This is a genomic window from Arthrospira sp. PCC 9901 (assembly GCF_059013425.1).
On sequence record NZ_CP102296.1, the window covers coordinates 4,474,772 to 4,490,360 of the forward strand.

The 15,589-nt window shown below is 43.7% G+C and carries 13 protein-coding genes and 2 pseudogenes; 10 read left to right on the plus strand and 5 right to left on the minus strand.

Annotation, left to right across the window (positions count from 1 at the left end; genetic code table 11):
- Window positions 1–56 precede the first annotated feature (56 nt).
- Both NLZ44_RS19830 and NLZ44_RS19835 read left to right on the plus strand, forming a co-directional pair.
- Window positions 57–1,781: a DMT family transporter gene (locus tag NLZ44_RS19830; protein WP_493750894.1), complete on the plus strand. Its 1,725-nt coding sequence runs from the start codon at window positions 57–59 to the stop codon at window positions 1,779–1,781.
- 87 nt (window positions 1,782–1,868) lie between these two features.
- Window positions 1,869–2,924, plus strand: a complete 1,056-nt coding sequence (locus NLZ44_RS19835) for an AI-2E family transporter (RefSeq protein ID WP_493750895.1) — start codon at window positions 1,869–1,871, stop codon at window positions 2,922–2,924.
- Between the two features lie 9 nt (window positions 2,925–2,933).
- Here the strand turns inward: NLZ44_RS19835 and NLZ44_RS19840 are convergent, their stop codons facing one another.
- The 3 genes from NLZ44_RS19840 to NLZ44_RS19850 form a co-directional block, all read right to left on the minus strand.
- The gene (locus NLZ44_RS19840) at window positions 2,934–3,473 is read right to left on the minus strand and encodes a GAF domain-containing protein (protein ID WP_493750896.1); all 540 of its coding nucleotides are present in this window, start codon (window positions 3,471–3,473) and stop codon (window positions 2,934–2,936) included.
- 56 nt (window positions 3,474–3,529) lie between these two features.
- Entirely contained in the window at window positions 3,530–4,891 is a 1,362-nt protein-coding gene (locus tag NLZ44_RS19845; RefSeq protein WP_493750897.1) for an NCS2 family permease, read from the minus strand.
- A gap of 108 nt (window positions 4,892–4,999) precedes the next feature.
- Window positions 5,000–6,331, minus strand: coding sequence for a DNA cytosine methyltransferase (locus NLZ44_RS19850; protein WP_493750898.1), 1,332 nt, complete (start codon window positions 6,329–6,331; stop codon window positions 5,000–5,002).
- Between the two features lie 63 nt (window positions 6,332–6,394).
- On the opposite strand from NLZ44_RS19850, the gene NLZ44_RS19855 reads away from it, so the two are divergent.
- Genes NLZ44_RS19855 through NLZ44_RS19865 form a run of 3 tightly spaced genes read left to right on the plus strand, consistent with a single transcriptional unit; the run spans window position 6,395 to window position 8,859 of the window.
- Window positions 6,395–7,504: an S-(hydroxymethyl)glutathione dehydrogenase/class III alcohol dehydrogenase gene (locus tag NLZ44_RS19855; protein ID WP_493750899.1), complete on the plus strand. Its 1,110-nt coding sequence runs from the start codon at window positions 6,395–6,397 to the stop codon at window positions 7,502–7,504.
- Between the two features lie 22 nt (window positions 7,505–7,526).
- The gene (locus NLZ44_RS19860) at window positions 7,527–7,661 is read left to right on the plus strand and encodes a hypothetical protein (RefSeq protein WP_493750900.1); all 135 of its coding nucleotides are present in this window, start codon (window positions 7,527–7,529) and stop codon (window positions 7,659–7,661) included.
- On the plus strand, window positions 7,648–8,859 hold the full coding sequence (locus NLZ44_RS19865) for a DUF790 family protein (RefSeq protein ID WP_493750901.1): 1,212 nt from the start codon (window positions 7,648–7,650) through the stop codon (window positions 8,857–8,859). The genes NLZ44_RS19860 and NLZ44_RS19865 overlap by 14 nt, the downstream gene beginning before the upstream one ends.
- A 50-nt stretch (window positions 8,860–8,909) precedes the next feature.
- On the opposite strand, the gene NLZ44_RS19870 is transcribed toward NLZ44_RS19865, so the two are convergent.
- Both NLZ44_RS19870 and NLZ44_RS19875 read right to left on the minus strand, forming a co-directional pair.
- On the minus strand, window positions 8,910–9,248 hold the full coding sequence (locus NLZ44_RS19870; RefSeq protein ID WP_493750902.1) for a sugar ABC transporter ATP-binding protein: 339 nt from the start codon (window positions 9,246–9,248) through the stop codon (window positions 8,910–8,912).
- 42 nt (window positions 9,249–9,290) lie between these two features.
- The gene (locus NLZ44_RS19875; protein ID WP_493750903.1) at window positions 9,291–10,064 is read right to left on the minus strand and encodes a hypothetical protein; all 774 of its coding nucleotides are present in this window, start codon (window positions 10,062–10,064) and stop codon (window positions 9,291–9,293) included.
- A 206-nt stretch (window positions 10,065–10,270) separates the two neighbouring features.
- On the opposite strand from NLZ44_RS19875, the pseudogene NLZ44_RS19880 reads away from it, so the two are divergent.
- From NLZ44_RS19880 to NLZ44_RS19900, 5 genes and pseudogenes are all read left to right on the plus strand, one after another.
- Window positions 10,271–10,662: pseudogene (locus NLZ44_RS19880) on the plus strand (zinc ribbon domain-containing protein); the annotation flags it as partial.
- Between the two features lie 408 nt (window positions 10,663–11,070).
- A pseudogene (locus NLZ44_RS19885) lies at window positions 11,071–11,459 on the plus strand (zinc ribbon domain-containing protein); the annotation flags it as partial.
- Window positions 11,460–11,519: 60 nt separating this feature from the next.
- Complete coding sequence (gene petB, locus NLZ44_RS19890) at window positions 11,520–12,188, plus strand: cytochrome b6 (protein WP_006616443.1); 669 nt, start codon at window positions 11,520–11,522, stop codon at window positions 12,186–12,188.
- A gap of 129 nt (window positions 12,189–12,317) precedes the next feature.
- The gene (petD, locus tag NLZ44_RS19895; RefSeq protein WP_006616442.1) at window positions 12,318–12,800 is read left to right on the plus strand and encodes a cytochrome b6-f complex subunit IV; all 483 of its coding nucleotides are present in this window, start codon (window positions 12,318–12,320) and stop codon (window positions 12,798–12,800) included.
- Window positions 12,801–12,845: 45 nt separating this feature from the next.
- Window positions 12,846–15,395 (plus strand): glycosyltransferase family 39 protein, encoded by a 2,550-nt coding sequence (locus tag NLZ44_RS19900; RefSeq protein WP_493750904.1) that lies wholly within the window; start codon window positions 12,846–12,848, stop codon window positions 15,393–15,395.
- The last annotated feature ends 194 nt before the right edge of the window (window positions 15,396–15,589 follow it).

Below are 15,589 nucleotides of genomic sequence, written 5' to 3' on the forward strand. Positions count from 1 at the left end.
CAGTAAGCCTGAGAGCAGAGTAAAGAGAAAAACATAATAGGGCCAGATTTGCTCTCATGCTTCAGATCGATTCAGAGGTTAATCGCGCTATGGGGAAACAAGACTATCAACCGAAACCCTCCGGTAATGATGACAGTAGACCACCAGAAGAGGTCTTAAATACAGTCATTCAAGAGGTGGAGGCTTTCCACCGGAATTTTAGGGATCGGCTATCACAGGATGTCCTACGACTTCAGCAGGATAAAGATCGTCTGATCGCTGATATTGAAAGCCTCCAACGAAAACATCAGGAGTTGCAATCACAACAATCAGAAACTTTATCCGAACGGGACCTAGCCAAACAACGGGTGTGGCTCAAGCAACTGGCGCAAATTTTAGCTAATAATTTGCAACGGGAACTGATTGCGCGTATTAATCAAATACGGGTTGAATCTGATCAACCTTTGCTTTCAGGAGAGGCTACTCCTATGCTGTCGGGAAGTTCAGAGGCGGATGATTTGGCTCCCCAGGAGTTAGAAGCAGTTTTAGAAGGCAGTCTCAATCAGACTTTTCACGGTCTACAGCAGGAGTTAAATAGCTATCACAGCGATTTATCTCAGCGGTTGAGCAATATGCAAAGCCTGGAACAGCAGGTTGAGACCTTGCTAGAAACCGTCGTAAATCGGTTGCGACAGCAGTTGAATCCTACCGAAGAGTTAACAGCAGATTCACCCCGCGTGTTACCGCCAGGCTCCCGTGACAAGCAGGAACTTGAGATTACACATAAACCGCCTCAGACTCCTAGTCCCCCTTCTAGTGTGCAGGTGGGTTTGTTTTTGGCGCTCATGTCCGCCTTGGTACTGTCCCTGTTTAATGTCTGTTTGAGGATTCTTCTCAAAACCTCTGATACTCCCAAAGTCATGTTTGGGCTGTTTGAGGTCGATGGGGTGATTACTCCGGGTTTGGGAAATTCTCTACTGATTCTGTTGCTGCGAATGATCGTGGTAATGCTACTCATGCCCTTTTTGGCAACTTTTCTCTATCCGGCGGTTTGGACTGATATTCGCCGATTTCTGAACTCCGGAGACTCTAGACTTATTGTAACGGTTATCGGTAGCGGTTTCTTCCTGTTTTTGTCTCAGGTTTGTATCTATATTGCGATCGGTGAAATTCCCACAGGGATTGCCATTACCATCTTCTTTGTCTACCCGATTATCACCGTTTTGGCTTCCTGGGGACTTTTTGGCGATCGGCCTACTTTAATTAGAATAGGAGCAATGGTCACCATTTTAATTGGTGGTATTTTATCTCTACCTAACTTTTTTGGAGGAGCCGCAGGTAATACCGAAATTGGAGTTTTAGCAGCCTTGGGGGCGGGAATTGCCTTTGCTGGTTATGTACTACTCACCCAAATTGCTGCCGGAAAATTGCACCCAATTCCATTTAGTTTGGTCAATTTTGCCTCCATTTTTGTCTTTTGTGCTTTAAGTTTGATGTTCTTACCAGATAATCTCGGATTAGAAGTTAACCCCGATTTATGGAATCCCATTATCATCGGTGGGGCGATTTTGGGCGTACTAACCCTATTGAGTTATTTACTTAATAACTTCGCTATTCGTTCCGCCGGGGCTGCATTAGCTTCCATTATCGGCACTTCTGGACCTGCATTAACAGCTTTGCTGGCTTTTCTGATTATTGGTGAGGCTTTGACCTTGAGGCAAATTTCAGGAATGGGTTTGGTAATTGTCGGAGTGGGAAGTATGAGTGTCGAAAGGATGTTAGTTGCTAAACGCAAGGCTTAGTTATGAGTTACGGAACTGTCTTTGGCAGTTCCGATTCTCCCTTTTTATTGAGATTTCCATAGAGCAACTTTTGAGTGCTATTTACAGATGAGCAAACAGACCAGTAGACCCTTTGAGAATTTTTTTAGTAATTCTCGTTTAGTTCGTTATTTGCTCCTGTTTGCCTTTGGCTGGGCGTTTATTCAATTTATTGCTTATTTTGAAACCATCATAATTGTTTTTGTCTTTGCCGCTATTTTTGCCTTTTTACTCAATTATCCCGTGCAATGGCTACAAAAATATACCAGCCATACTGTCGCCGTTGTAGTCGTGTTTTTAACTAGCTTATTATTGCTCATAGGTTTAGTAGCAACTTTGGGCTTGGCTATAGTTTCCGAGTTGCAACAATTTGTCAGCCAAGCACCAGATTTATTGGATTCTTTTGTCAATCTTGTTGACCAAATAGAAAATTTGCTAAAAAATGCCAATATCAGGGTTAATTTAGATTTTTTACAAGAGGATTTAAAGCAGGAAGTCTCCAATTTATTTGGCTTTGGGACGGCGGCTGTTGGGAAAATTTTATCGGGTTTGGTGGAATTTATTATCGTCTTAGTAGTCACATTTTTTATGCTACTTAATGGCGAGGAACTTTGGGCATCTTTTCAAAGTTTTTTCCCATCTAATATCGAGGATTTTACCTTATCTTTGAGAAATAATTTTTTGGGATTTTTCAGAGGTCGATTAATTTTATCCGTTTTTTTTGGAGTCTCCGCTTTTTTTGTCTATTTAATTCTCCAAGCGCCCTATCCACTATTTTTGGCGACTTTAGTGGGAGTTTTTGATTTAATTCCGGGGGTCGGTGCGACCATTGGCATTATTCTGTCAGCCATAATTGTTTTACCAAAGGGAATTTTAATTAGCTTACAAGTGATAGTTTATTGCGTTTTATTACAGCAGATTGAGGAAAATATTTTGATGCCTCGAATTATGCAAAATTCTGTTAATCTCAATCCGGTTATTATATTTTTTGCTTTATTACTCGGTGCCAGAATTGCCGGATTTTTGGGCTTGTTTTTATCCATTCCTATTGCTGCTGTAATTGTGGGTTTTGTGAACATAAAAAATGCCGGGGTTAAGCAAATACCAGGCAAAAATGAACAGTAATTAATGGCATTAGTCCAAAAATGGTGATTCTGATAATAATTTAGCCGCCTGTTTCATGGTGTCAATTTCGGCATTAACCCAAGAGTGGGGGGTTTGACAATGGTGGGCAATTAGTAATCCCCATAATTGTTGATTTTTAATCACTGGAACCGCTAAATTTGCCTTAACTCTGATGCTTTTCAGAAAATCGCGGTGACAGGAGTCAATGTCAGCTTCATCAATATCTGAAATTGCCGATATTCTCCCTTCTAAATAGAGTCTAGCATATTTATCGTTGAAACAATCATCAGCCCCAGTTGAGCCATAAATCGAATAGTCGATATAACGCAGTGATTCAAAGGTGACTTGTCCGCGCCACTGCTTATAAAAGTAGTATAAGACTATCCGATCGCTTTTCAGGTGTTTTCGTAACCCATTCAGGGTTTCCTGAATTAGGCGATCGCGATCTTCCACCTGTTGTAAACGTTCAACAAATTGTTGAAACCGTGGATCACTGTTAGGATTAGGGTTACTATTGGTTGAATCACCGAATATATTAGGGAACTTCATCTATTTTAATTAAGTTCAGAATACAACCACTATCTAATTATAACATAAAGGCAATACTAGCCACCAATTAAAATAAATTTTAACAAAAAAATGGCAGCTAAAATCCACATAGCAATAGTAGTTTCCGACCATTTACCCTGGAGGGTTTTCAGAATTGGATAAGCAATTAATCCCGCCGCTAAACCATCAGCAATAGAGTAGCTAAGAGGCATAATAAATAGGGTTAAAAATGCCGATATAGACTCGGCAGGGTCGTCCCAAGCAATTGACCGGACACTAGCCATCATCAACACTCCTACTATAATTAACGTGGGGGCGGTAGCAAAAGATGGAATCCCCGCCAGTAGAGGTATAAATAGCATCGAAAGTAAAAATAAAACCGCCACGGTAATGGCATTAAATCCACTACGCCCCCCTTCGGAAATACCTGATGCTGATTCAATATAAGTTGTGACCGTTGAAGTGCCTAAAATTCCCCCTATTGTCGTGCCAACAGCATCCGCAATAAATGCCCTATTTGCCCTGGGAAGTTCGCCTTTTTCGTTGATATATCCGGTTTTCATCCCTAAGCCGGTTAAGGTGCCGACGGTATCGAATAAATCCACAAATAGAAAGACAAATATAACTGTTAAGAGTTGCCCAAAATTACCCTGTAATATTCCCCCTAAACCGACGAAGGCTTGACCAAATAAATCTCTGGGAAATTGTGGTAAACTAATGATACCTTGCGGCCAGGGGGCAATGCCTAAAATCCACCCTAATAATGCGGTGGCGATAATACCCCATAATAAAGCCCCAGTAATGCGACGGACGACAAAAGCAGCAGTGATTAAAATGCCAATTAGGGTGATTAATACTGTGGGTTGGCTAAGGTCGCCTAGGGTGGTAACGGTAGCTGGGGATGAGATAATTAAACCTGTCTTTGTCAGGGCTATATAGGCGATAAATAGACCTATTCCGGCGGCGGTGGCGTGTTTAATACCGCTGGGAATGGCGGTGACAATTTGGGCGCGAATATTTCCAAAGGTGAGGGCGATAAAAATTAATCCCTCGATGAAAATTGCGCCTAGGGCGACTCGCCAGCTAATTCCTTGGCTGAGGACGACGGAAAAGGCAAAATAAGCGTTTAAACCCATTCCTGGGGCTAGGGCGAAGGGATAGTTAGCATATAGCCCCATAATTAGGGTAGCAATGGCGGCGGATAATGCGGTGGCGATCGCAATTTCTCCGAATAGGTCGCCAGGGGTTTCTAAAAAAATGGCATTGGAAAGAATATCGGGGTTAACCGCCAAAATATAAGCCATAGTTACAAAGGTCGTGACCCCTGAAACTATTTCGGTTCGCAGGTTAGTTTGGAGTGGCTGAAATTGGAAAAATTTAGATATGGCGTTTTCTTGAGATGGTGGATTTTCAGTCATGGAGATTAAAATATATGGCTATATAAGGATTAACTAATGCTGCTTGGTCTGGGCTAATTATTCAGTAATTGATAGGTATGGTGGCTACATCTAGCATATATATGATGCTTATAGCCAGAAATTTAATAATAATTTAGCAATTGCCTGGACTACGGGGACGGGGACAGCATTACCTAGTTGTTTTTTGGCAATACTGGGATTTTGATGTAACACAAACCAATCGGGAAAACCTTGTAATCTTGCTGTATCTCTGGGGGTGATTTCTTTGTATTTTTGGGGATGATAGATAGTCTTGATAAACTCTTGCTTATATCGTTGATGATTCTGACAATTAAAGGATTTAGTTGCTACAAATATTTTGGTTCCGGTCGCGGTGAGAGTGGCGATCGCTTCGGCGTGCGCGAGATAGATTTTGGCGACTCCGTTAATACCAGAAGATATTTTAGAATTCACAAATTCATAACCCCTATTTTCTACATATCTTAAAATTCGTTGGTCGATAAGTTGATTAAGTTCCGATTCTTGTAAATCATTAATTAACTGTTGTAATGCTGCTAAAGGAATGGGATTCCCGTCTTGGGGACCATAGATTTTTTTGCGCCTATTTTTCAGGATTATATCACAGATTTGTTTTTGGCGATCGCTCGTTTCGATTAAATCCCAAGAATGCATAGTTGTTTGTCCATTTCGCACGTCGGAAAACAGAAAAAAATCATTAAGTTCATCATTTTTTTGAAAGCGACCTCGGGCTGGGGGGATATGGTTGCCAAATAAAACCTGGGGCGAAAACTTTTTTTTGATCACGGGTTTTTGAGAGACTCCTTCCACAAAATCAAACAGTTTTGGATGTAGATTTAAAGGTTGGGGAAACTGGAAGTTTTTACCTTGATTAATGTCTCGACGTATTCCTACAATAAAAACGCGATCGCGGTCTTGTGGTAAGCCAAAATCTGAGGCATTAATTACCTGCCATTTTAGATGATAATTGGCGGCGGATAATTCCTCAAGAATACTCTCAAACTGTGGGCGGTGTCTGGGGTCAGTCAAACCTTTAACATTTTCGAGGATAAAAGCTAAGGGTTGATTCATTTTAATCACTCGAATAGTATCTAACCATAACTGACCTCTTGGGTCATCTAACCCCCGAAGTTTTCCCGCAATTGACCACGGTTGACAAGGAACTCCCCCCGTGATTAAATCGACCGTAAAGGGTAATTTATGAAGCGATCGCATATCTCCCAGGTTGGGTTCATCAAGATTAGCATCTCTGATAAAATTTTGTTTATATACTTGTATAGAATTCGCGGCAATTTCCGAATATCCCAAACATTTACCGCCCCAATTTTCTAAAGCAATGCGGAAGCCACCAATACCAGAGAATAGGTCAACAAAGGTAAATTTAGGTTGGCTAATTTCCAGATTAAATAAGTCTGTTTGCATTCATTTATCCCCAGATTCTGAGTTATGATAATCTAAATAATCATATCAACTCAGAGGTATACTATGGAAGTTAAAGCCGCCGTGGCTTGGTCAGCCGGAAAACCCCTCAGCCTAGAAACTGTCCATCTGGAAGGTCCAAAAGCCGGGGAAGTGTTAGTCGAAATTAAAGCTACAGGAATTTGTCATACTGATGCTTATACATTATCTGGTGCTGACCCAGAGGGATTATTTCCAGCCATTTTAGGACATGAAGGCGCGGGAATTGTAGTAGAAGTAGGACCAGATGTCAAAAGTCTTAAACCTGGTGATCATGTCATCCCTTTATATACTCCAGAATGTCGTCAGTGCGAGTATTGTCTTAGCATGAAAACCAACCTTTGTCAAGCTATTAGAGGAACCCAAGGAAAGGGATTAATGCCTGATGGTAGTAGCCGTTTTTCTAAAGATGGCAAAATGATTCATCATTATATGGGAACTTCCACCTTTTCTAACTATACGGTTTTGCCAGAAATTGCCGTGGCAAAAATTCGGGAAGATGCGCCTTTTGAGAAAGTTTGTTATATCGGTTGTGGGGTAACAACGGGTATCGGCGCGGTCATTAATACGGCGAAAGTTGAACCGGGTTCTAGAGTTGTAGTTTTTGGCTTGGGGGGGATTGGATTAAATGTAATACAAGGGGCGAAAATGGTGGGATGTGATATGATTGTCGGGGTTGATATTAACCCGCAAAAGCGAGAAATTGCCGAAAAATTTGGGATGACTCATTTTGTGAATCCCGCCGAAATTGAGGGTGATTTGGTGGCTTATTTGGTGGATTTAACCAAGGGTGGCGCTGACTATAGTTTTGAGTGTATTGGTAATGTTCAAGTTATGCGTCAGGCTTTAGAATGCTGTCATAAAGGTTGGGGGGTGAGTGTTATTATCGGGGTAGCATCAGCCGGACAGGAAATTAGTACCCGTCCGTTTCAGTTGGTGACAGGAAGGGTTTGGAAAGGGTCGGCTTTTGGTGGCGCAAGGGGTCGGACTGATGTGCCGAAAATTGTTGATTGGTATATGGAGGGTAAGATTAATATTGATGATTTAATTACTCATGTTTTGCCTTTTGAACAGATTAACGAAGGGTTTGATTTGATGCACCGAGGAGAGTCTATTCGCAGTGTGGTAATGTTTTAATACGAGGCTAAATCAATGACAAGTGGGAGATAATCCGAACCCACGCCTCGATCGCATTTCTCTGGTCTATGGGAATGAGTCAACCGCCTCACCCATAGAAAAGCGATCGCCACAACTGATAATCTTCTTAACTTTACCCTTATATGTTACCCACTGATTTACTCAGCTATCGACAAAATGGAGAAACAATTATCCCTCTGAGATTACCAATTAATCAGGGAAATTTAGCGATCGCCTCCGAAATCATAGAACAATTTACCAACTGCGTCAACCATAGCCAAGGAGAATTAAACCGCCAACTCCAAGACCTAGAAGGAGATAGCCCCAACTATCGCATCAAACGAGGATTAGCCCACTTACTTAGGAGTGGTTTTTGTACTTTTGAAATCCTTAGCCCTCTCGACCCCGAAAAATTACGAGAAAAGGTATTTTCCGCAGCCGCTAAATCGATACCTTCCCCCTATTCTACCGCGCAAACTTTAGAGGAATTATCCCTGAAATTAACCGCCGAATTAAAACGGGAAGTTTTCCCCTCAGAAATTCAAGACGGACTATATGCAGACCTCCAAGAAAACCGGATTCTTACCCAGTTTGATACCCCCACCCCAGAAGCATTAATTCACCGTTATAACTTGTCACAAGTACAGGGTATATTTTATCGTGCTAGTGAGATAAAAATCAACGCCTACCGTAACGACCCCGGAGAATATAAACTTTTGTTTCGGTACTTAAAATTATTTCAGTTAATGGCGTATATTGAAGGAGACGCAGACCATGGATTTACCATTACAGTAGACGGACCCACCAGCTTATTTAAAGCTAGTACACGCTATGGGTTAGCCTTAGCTAAAATGATACCAGCTTTACTCCATGTCACTAAATGGAGTCTACAGGCGACCCTACAACAGCGAGACCCTTATACTAAGGAAATTAAAAAGGGTCGTTACACCATCAATTCTGACTGTCAATTAGTTAGCCACTATCCCCCAAGTAAAGCCTACGACAGCATGATTGAGGAGTCTTTTGCTGACCGTTGGAGTTCCCTAAAAACCGAGTGGCGACTAGAAAGGGAAGTAGATTTAATTCCCATTCCTGGTAGTGTGATGATTCCCGATTTTCGGTTAGTTCATCCTGATGGTAGAATGTTTCTGTTAGAAATAGTTGGTTATTGGCGACCGGAGTATTTAAGAAAGAAATTCTCTCAAGTCCGACAGTCAGAATGCGACCATTTAATTTTAGCTATTTCTGAACGTTTAAACCTAGCTAAAGCGGGAGTTGAAATTAGTGATATTCCCGCGCGTGTAGTTTGGTTTAAGGGTAAATTATCCCCGAAAGCAGTGTTAGAAGTCCTGTAGAGGCGGTCTTGTATTTCGGTTATTATACCATAAAACCGCCTGGAATTTTCCTAATAATCCACCATAAACGTATTAAGATTGCTGGAATTTTTGGGGTTAGACTTAGGTGGTGGTTCTGGATTATTGACAGGAAGATTATTTTGAGGTTTAGGGGAAGGTGGAACTGATAATTGAGTTACATCTTTTTCTAGTTCTCCTAGTTGGTCTTCAATCAATGCGAGTCGTTGTTCTATGATCTGGCTGCGACTTTGTAAAACCTCCAATTCTTCGGTTAGGCGCTTTTTTTCAACCGCCAGTTGATATAAACCTCGGTAAATATTAGCCTGAGATTTATGACGGGGAATGGCACTAAGTTTAGGTTGAATTTGGCGCTGATATCTATATCTCATTGACCCAAATTTAGAGTGACTATGTACATTGATTATATCAACTTAGTCCGCCGAAAAGCGATCGCCTAAGCGATTACGTTCCATCAACTCGGTGATCTCCGACTTAGGTAATTCTGGCCGCGACTGAAACTCCTGGCTTTCCTGAGAATACTCGCAGGCGTGCGGCGCGGGGTAGAGTTCAACGGGTTTTGGTTTCCGGGGTCTAATATTATGGGGATGTACATCAAACCCGGTTACCAGTGGACCTTGATTAACAGAAACCGGGGGAAGTTCCACTGTCTGACGGGGAAGGTTCACAACTTGAGTATCAATAGCAGGTTCTGGGTCAGCCACAGTCGCCATTTCCGTATCAATAGCAGGTTCTGGGTCAGCCACAGTCGCCATTTCCGTATCAATAGCAGGTTCTGGGTCAGCCACAGTCACAGAAGCTACCGTCGAGAAAGTATAAAAAATCCTACCATCATCTGTTACCTCAAACTCAGCCGCAAATTCCAGCGCCTTTTGGTCGAGATAAGCCTGAACTTGGGGACCGGGAAGCTGAGTAGCCAAAGCCAGATCCAAAGGGGTGATCCGTCCTTCATGTTCCCGGATCAAAGCATAAAAAGCCTGATCCAGACTCTGTTGTAGGCGGCGAGACTGGTAGGAGTAGTATCGCCATAGCATCCAAACACCCACAAAAGAGGCGATCGCCAATAGCCAAGGAAAAGCCGTCCGCATGAGAAACAGTAAAAAAGCCACCGCCAGCAATAGAGATAAATACTCTCCGCCGCCGGGAGAATTGGGACTTGATTTTGGGGAAATCTGATTTTCGCTCATTCAAATAATGATTAAAGTTATGTTACATTTTTTATGAGAGCATGATTTAATCTCAAATTAGGTTAACATTTTACGGCAATACGGTATAATACCAAGTATGGTGCGAGACCTTCGGGTATGAAATAGAGCTGAAATGGGCGTGGGGACTACCCGGTGAGGACTTCAACCCCTTGGTTGATTAGGTCGCATCCCTGGCCATCCCATAACACAGCCTGATTTTTGGGCCCACCTTCGAGACTTCCAATATGGTTGCCAAGGTGAAGCGTCTAATCAGGTCTAAGACTGCCCGCGCCATGCTGACATGGGCGCATTATCGATTCAAACTAACCCTGAGACATCAAGGGGAAATAACTGAACAGTTGTAGATGTGACCGAAGAATACACCAGCAAAACCTGTACTCACTGTGGTCATGTCCATTCCCAGCTAGGTGGCTCAAAAGTGTTCCGATGTCCTGAGTGGGGGTTCACTCTACCACGGGACTGGAACGGTGCTTTGGGAATCTTTCTAAAAGCTTTGCGGGATACCGCCTCTGTTACCTTAACGGGTAATAGTGCTATCGTTGCATTGTCCGGGAACAACCGGAAAAATGTCGCGTAAATGTATCAGAACACTGGGTCTGCTATCCTCAGCACTTGGTGAAATTTCAGCATCTGCGTTCAGGTCCCCTAGGACTGAACTGAGAGGCATTCAACCAATCCCCGATCTTCTCAAGTCAGAGATATAAATCACCCGTTGGGTTCAAGGTTAGCACTGCCATATAATTGACAGAGACCTTTAACCAAACTAAACGGGAAAGTCTGGCTAGTCTGGTGTATTGACCCATCTGAGCGTTAGAGCATGATTTAATCTCAAATTAGGTTAACATTTTACGGCAATACGGTATAATACCAAGTATGGTGCGAGACCTTCGGGTATGAAATCGAGCTGAAATGGGCGAAATAACTACCCTGTGAGGACTTCAACCCCTTGGTTGATTGGGTCACATCCCTGACCATCCCATAACACAGCCTGATTTTTTTGCCCACCTTCGAGACTTCCAATATGGCCAGTCAGGTGAAGCGTCTAATCAGGTCTAAGACTGCCCGAACCATGCTGACATGGGCGCATTATCGATTCAAACTAACCCTGAGACATCAAGGGGAAATAACTGAACAGTTGTAGATGTGACCGAAGAATACACCAGCAAAACCTGTACTCACTGTGGTCATGTCCATTCCCAGCTAGGTGGCTCAAAAGTGTTCCGATGTCCGGAGTGCGGGTTCACTCTACCCAGGGACTGGAACGGTGCTTTTGGAATCTTTCTAAAAGCTTTGCGGGATACCGCCTCTGTTACCTTAACGGGTAATAGTGCTATCGTCGCATTGTCCGGGAACAACCGGAAAAATGTCGCGTAAATGTATCAGTTCAGACCTAACAACCAAGGCAGCAATTAATATTTTAGGAATCCTAGCTTCATGTTCTCAAAGGAAATCACCGAATCAAAAACCTACAAGTGGTTTGACGAAAGGCTAGATGTCCAAGCGATATCCGACGACATCACTAGCAAATACGTCCCTCCCCATGTAAATATCTTCTACTGTCTGGGTGGGATAACCCTAGTTTGCTTCTTAATCCAGTTTGCTACTGGGTTTGCGATGACCTTCTATTATAAGCCGACCGTCGCCGAAGCATTTACCTCTGTTCAGTACATCATGACAGAAGTAAGTTTCGGTTGGCTGATTCGCTCTATCCATCGCTGGTCTGCCAGTATGATGGTATTAATGATGATCCTGCACGTTTTCCGGGTTTACCTAACTGGCGGTTTCAAAAAGCCACGGGAACTCACCTGGGTAACAGGGGTAGTTATGGCAGTGATCACAGTTTCCTTTGGCGTAACTGGATATTCTCTTCCCTGGGATCAAATCGGCTATTGGGCGGTTAAAATTGTGTCTGGGGTTCCCGAAGCTATCCCCATTGTAGGTTCAACCATTGTTGAATTGATGCGGGGTGGTGCTGCAGTAGGGCAACCCACTCTCAGCCGTTTCTACAGCCTGCATACCTTCGTTTTACCCTGGTTGATTGCAGTATTCATGTTGCTGCACTTCCTGATGATCCGTAAACAAGGTATTTCAGGCCCCCTCTAAGGTCTGCCTAAATCTTAAACCATCGGACGGGAGTAGCTTTTGCTACCCCGATGGTGGCAGAGCCGAATCATAATGGATAATTAGAACATATCCATTTGATCTCAAAATATTAAGGAGAGCGATCTTACCATGTCAGTAATGAAAAAGCCGGATCTCAGTGATCCAGTCTTGAGAGCGAAAATCGCTAAAGGTATGGGCCATAACTACTATGGTGAACCAGCTTGGCCTAATGATCTGCTATATGTTTTCCCGGTAGTTATCGTTGGAACTTTTGCGCTAATCGTTGGTTTGGCAGTCCTTGACCCTGCTATGGTAGGAGAACCTGCCGATCCTTTTGCGACTCCCCTGGAAATTCTGCCAGAGTGGTACTTCTGGCCGGTGTTCCAAATTCTGCGGGTAGTCCCCAACAAATTGTTAGGGGTGTTAATGATGGCTTCCATTCCCGTGGGTCTGTTGGTGGTTCCTTTCATTGAAAATGTCAATAAGTTTCAAAACCCCTTCCGTCGTCCTGTAGCTACAGCAATATTCCTATTCGGAACTTTTGTGACCCTGTGGCTGGGTATTGGCGCAACTTTCCCCATTGACAAGTCCTTCACTTTAGGCTTGTTCTAGTATAATTACATCGGAAATCGGGTTTCTTGGGCAATTGGGGCGAAGGTGTCTAATATTGTCTGGGAAACTCGGTTTAATTTTGATCAGGTTCAGAGTTATCGGGAGGGAAAGGTTATCGTTGAAGGGTCAAAAAAAATAACGGGTGCGATCGCCATTAGTATAATCTGGCTAATAGGAGCCATTAGCGATCGCCTTTGGTTTATCTTTGATCGGTCTGTACCAGCCTGGGACCCCGCCTATTACCTAACAGGAAGCCTGATCTACCGCCGCGCCTTCCAAGACCCCCAATGGTTTTCCGGTCAGTGGTGGGATTATATCTGGAACCTGTCAGCCAAAATTCCCCCCCTGGTATATATTCTCACCATTCCCTTTCAAAATATATTTGCTCCTAGTCCAGACACCGCCAACCTAGTACACCTGTTGTTCAGTGCTATATTACTAGGATCTGTTTACGGTATCGGATGCCAACTTTTTAACCGCCAAGTAGCTTTATGGGCGGCGGGTTTATGCTTATTACTCCCCGCATTATATCTATATCGTTTTGAATATCTCCTAGATTATCCGGTCACCGCCAGTGTCGCCCTCTGTTTTTTCCTGCTGACCATGTGGCGCAAATGTGAACAACCGCGTTATCAGTGGTTATGGGCGATCGCTGTAGGAATATCCGTAGGACTCGCATTTTTAGTCAAACAAACCACCGCCCTATTTTTGTTTGTTCCCCTGTTGTGGGTAACGGTGGGAACCCTAAAAAGACGGGACTGGGGAAGGTTTTTTCAAATGGCGATCGCTGGTTTGCTGTCCGTGTTAGTCTTCGGTCCGTGGCTGTCAAATACCTGGCTGTTAATGATCACATCAGTACAACGCGCCACCATATACGCCGCGCGCGCCGAAGGCGATCCACCCTTAACCGACCCAGAAGCCTGGACCTACTATCTAAGTCTCCTCCCCGATCATGTGTCCTGGCCGTTATTATTAGTTCCCATTGTCGGTTTTTTACTTTACCTAATTCGGTGGCGCAGCCTTCCCCCAGACACCCCGAAATCTGGTTTCGCCTGGTTAGCAGTATTTCTGGTGGGGGGATATTTACTCTGTTCCCTCAACCCCAATAAAGACTTCCGCTACAACTTCGCCCTATTACCCATGCTGTCAATTGTATTAGCTTGGGGACTCACACTCTGGCCGAAATGGTGGGGGATGAGAGTACGTTGGGGGACCATGGCTTTAGCCGTGTTGTTAATGATTTTAACTCTGTGGCCGGTGGGGGGAGTTCCCGGTCAACAATTCCGCAGCTTGCTAAGTCCGGGAAATACCCGCCATGCAGAAATAGGCGTTAACTGGCCTCACCCAGAAATTATCTCAACCATTTTGGCAGCCGAACCCTACCTACAGAATACCATCGGGGTTTTGCCTTCCACCGAAAATATCAATCAGCATAATATCGACTACTATGGCGCAATTAAAGATTTTCAGGTTTACGGTCGCCAGGTCGGTATTGCTTATGACGAAGTTTCTCAAGATGCTGGTTCCCTCTGTTGGTTTATCACCAAAACGGGAGATCAGGGTTCTGTCGATCGCATTAAAGAAGCCCAAACCTTGATGGTCACTGCGATCGCCCAAGGTCCTCAGTTCCCAGTTTATCGCAATTGGATCCTACCAGATGGTAACACTTTAAACCTTCATCGTTGCACCCCCTCACCCGTCGAAGTTTCCCCCCGCGCCGATATTTCCGAGGTGGTGAATTTAGAGGCGGTAATTGTTCCTGAAAGCGCCCCCCCAGGGGTTCCTATTCCCATTACCTACATTTGGTCAGGTCCCCCACAGCAGCTTGAGTCAGGTTTGGTGTTATTGACTTGGACTGCATTAGATGATAACAATAATACCCAATGGTTCCACGATCGCGCCATAGGTTCAGGGCGGCTAGAATTACCAGAAGACACAGCCACAGGGTTCGAGGTGGTTGAACGCATGGCAATGCTACCCCCACCCGATGCTACCCCCGGCAATTATACTCTGCAAGCCACCTATTTAAGCCGAGAAACCGGGGAAACCTTAGCGATCGCATCCCCCCCCATTACCCTGACTATTGACCCTAATGCAGCCGCCTTACCCGCCCCAGAATTGGATTTAATTACCCAACTTCAGCAACTAGCCCTCAAACTTCCCCAGGGTATACAGGGACTGGAGGTGATTTTTAATGAAATTCGTCGCATTAACCAATATGATCCAGTTCAGGACTATACCAAACAGGCTCAAAAAACCCTAGCCTATAGGTTAAACCAAGAACCCGATAATTTAAACCTAGCATATAGCCTAGCTTTAGCTTCCGTGTTAGAACAGGATGTAAATGGAGCGATCGCCGCTTTAGAAACAGTCACCAAACTCGATCCTAATAACCCCTTCGCCCATGCTTATCTCGCCTTTGTACACCTATATAATTTTAACGCCAGAGCCGCCGAAATTGCCCTACAACCAGCCTTAGCATTAAATCCTGAACAACCAGAGTTTTTAGTATTACGGGGGGTTTCTGCCCTCTTACAAGGGCGCTTTCTCCAAGCCAAACAGGACTTACAAGCATTAAGTTTAATTAATAATTAATAATTGTAGGGGCGGGTTCCACTGTCAATTCTCCATCCCCACAACCATCTTAATAAACCCGCCCTATGGTTTCAGCTTAGAAACCCGGTTTCTTGACCTGTGGTGGGAGAAACCCGGCTATAATTGTTAATTGTTAATTGTTAATTGTTAATTGTTAATTGTTAATTGTTAATTGTTAATTGTCAATTCTCCAT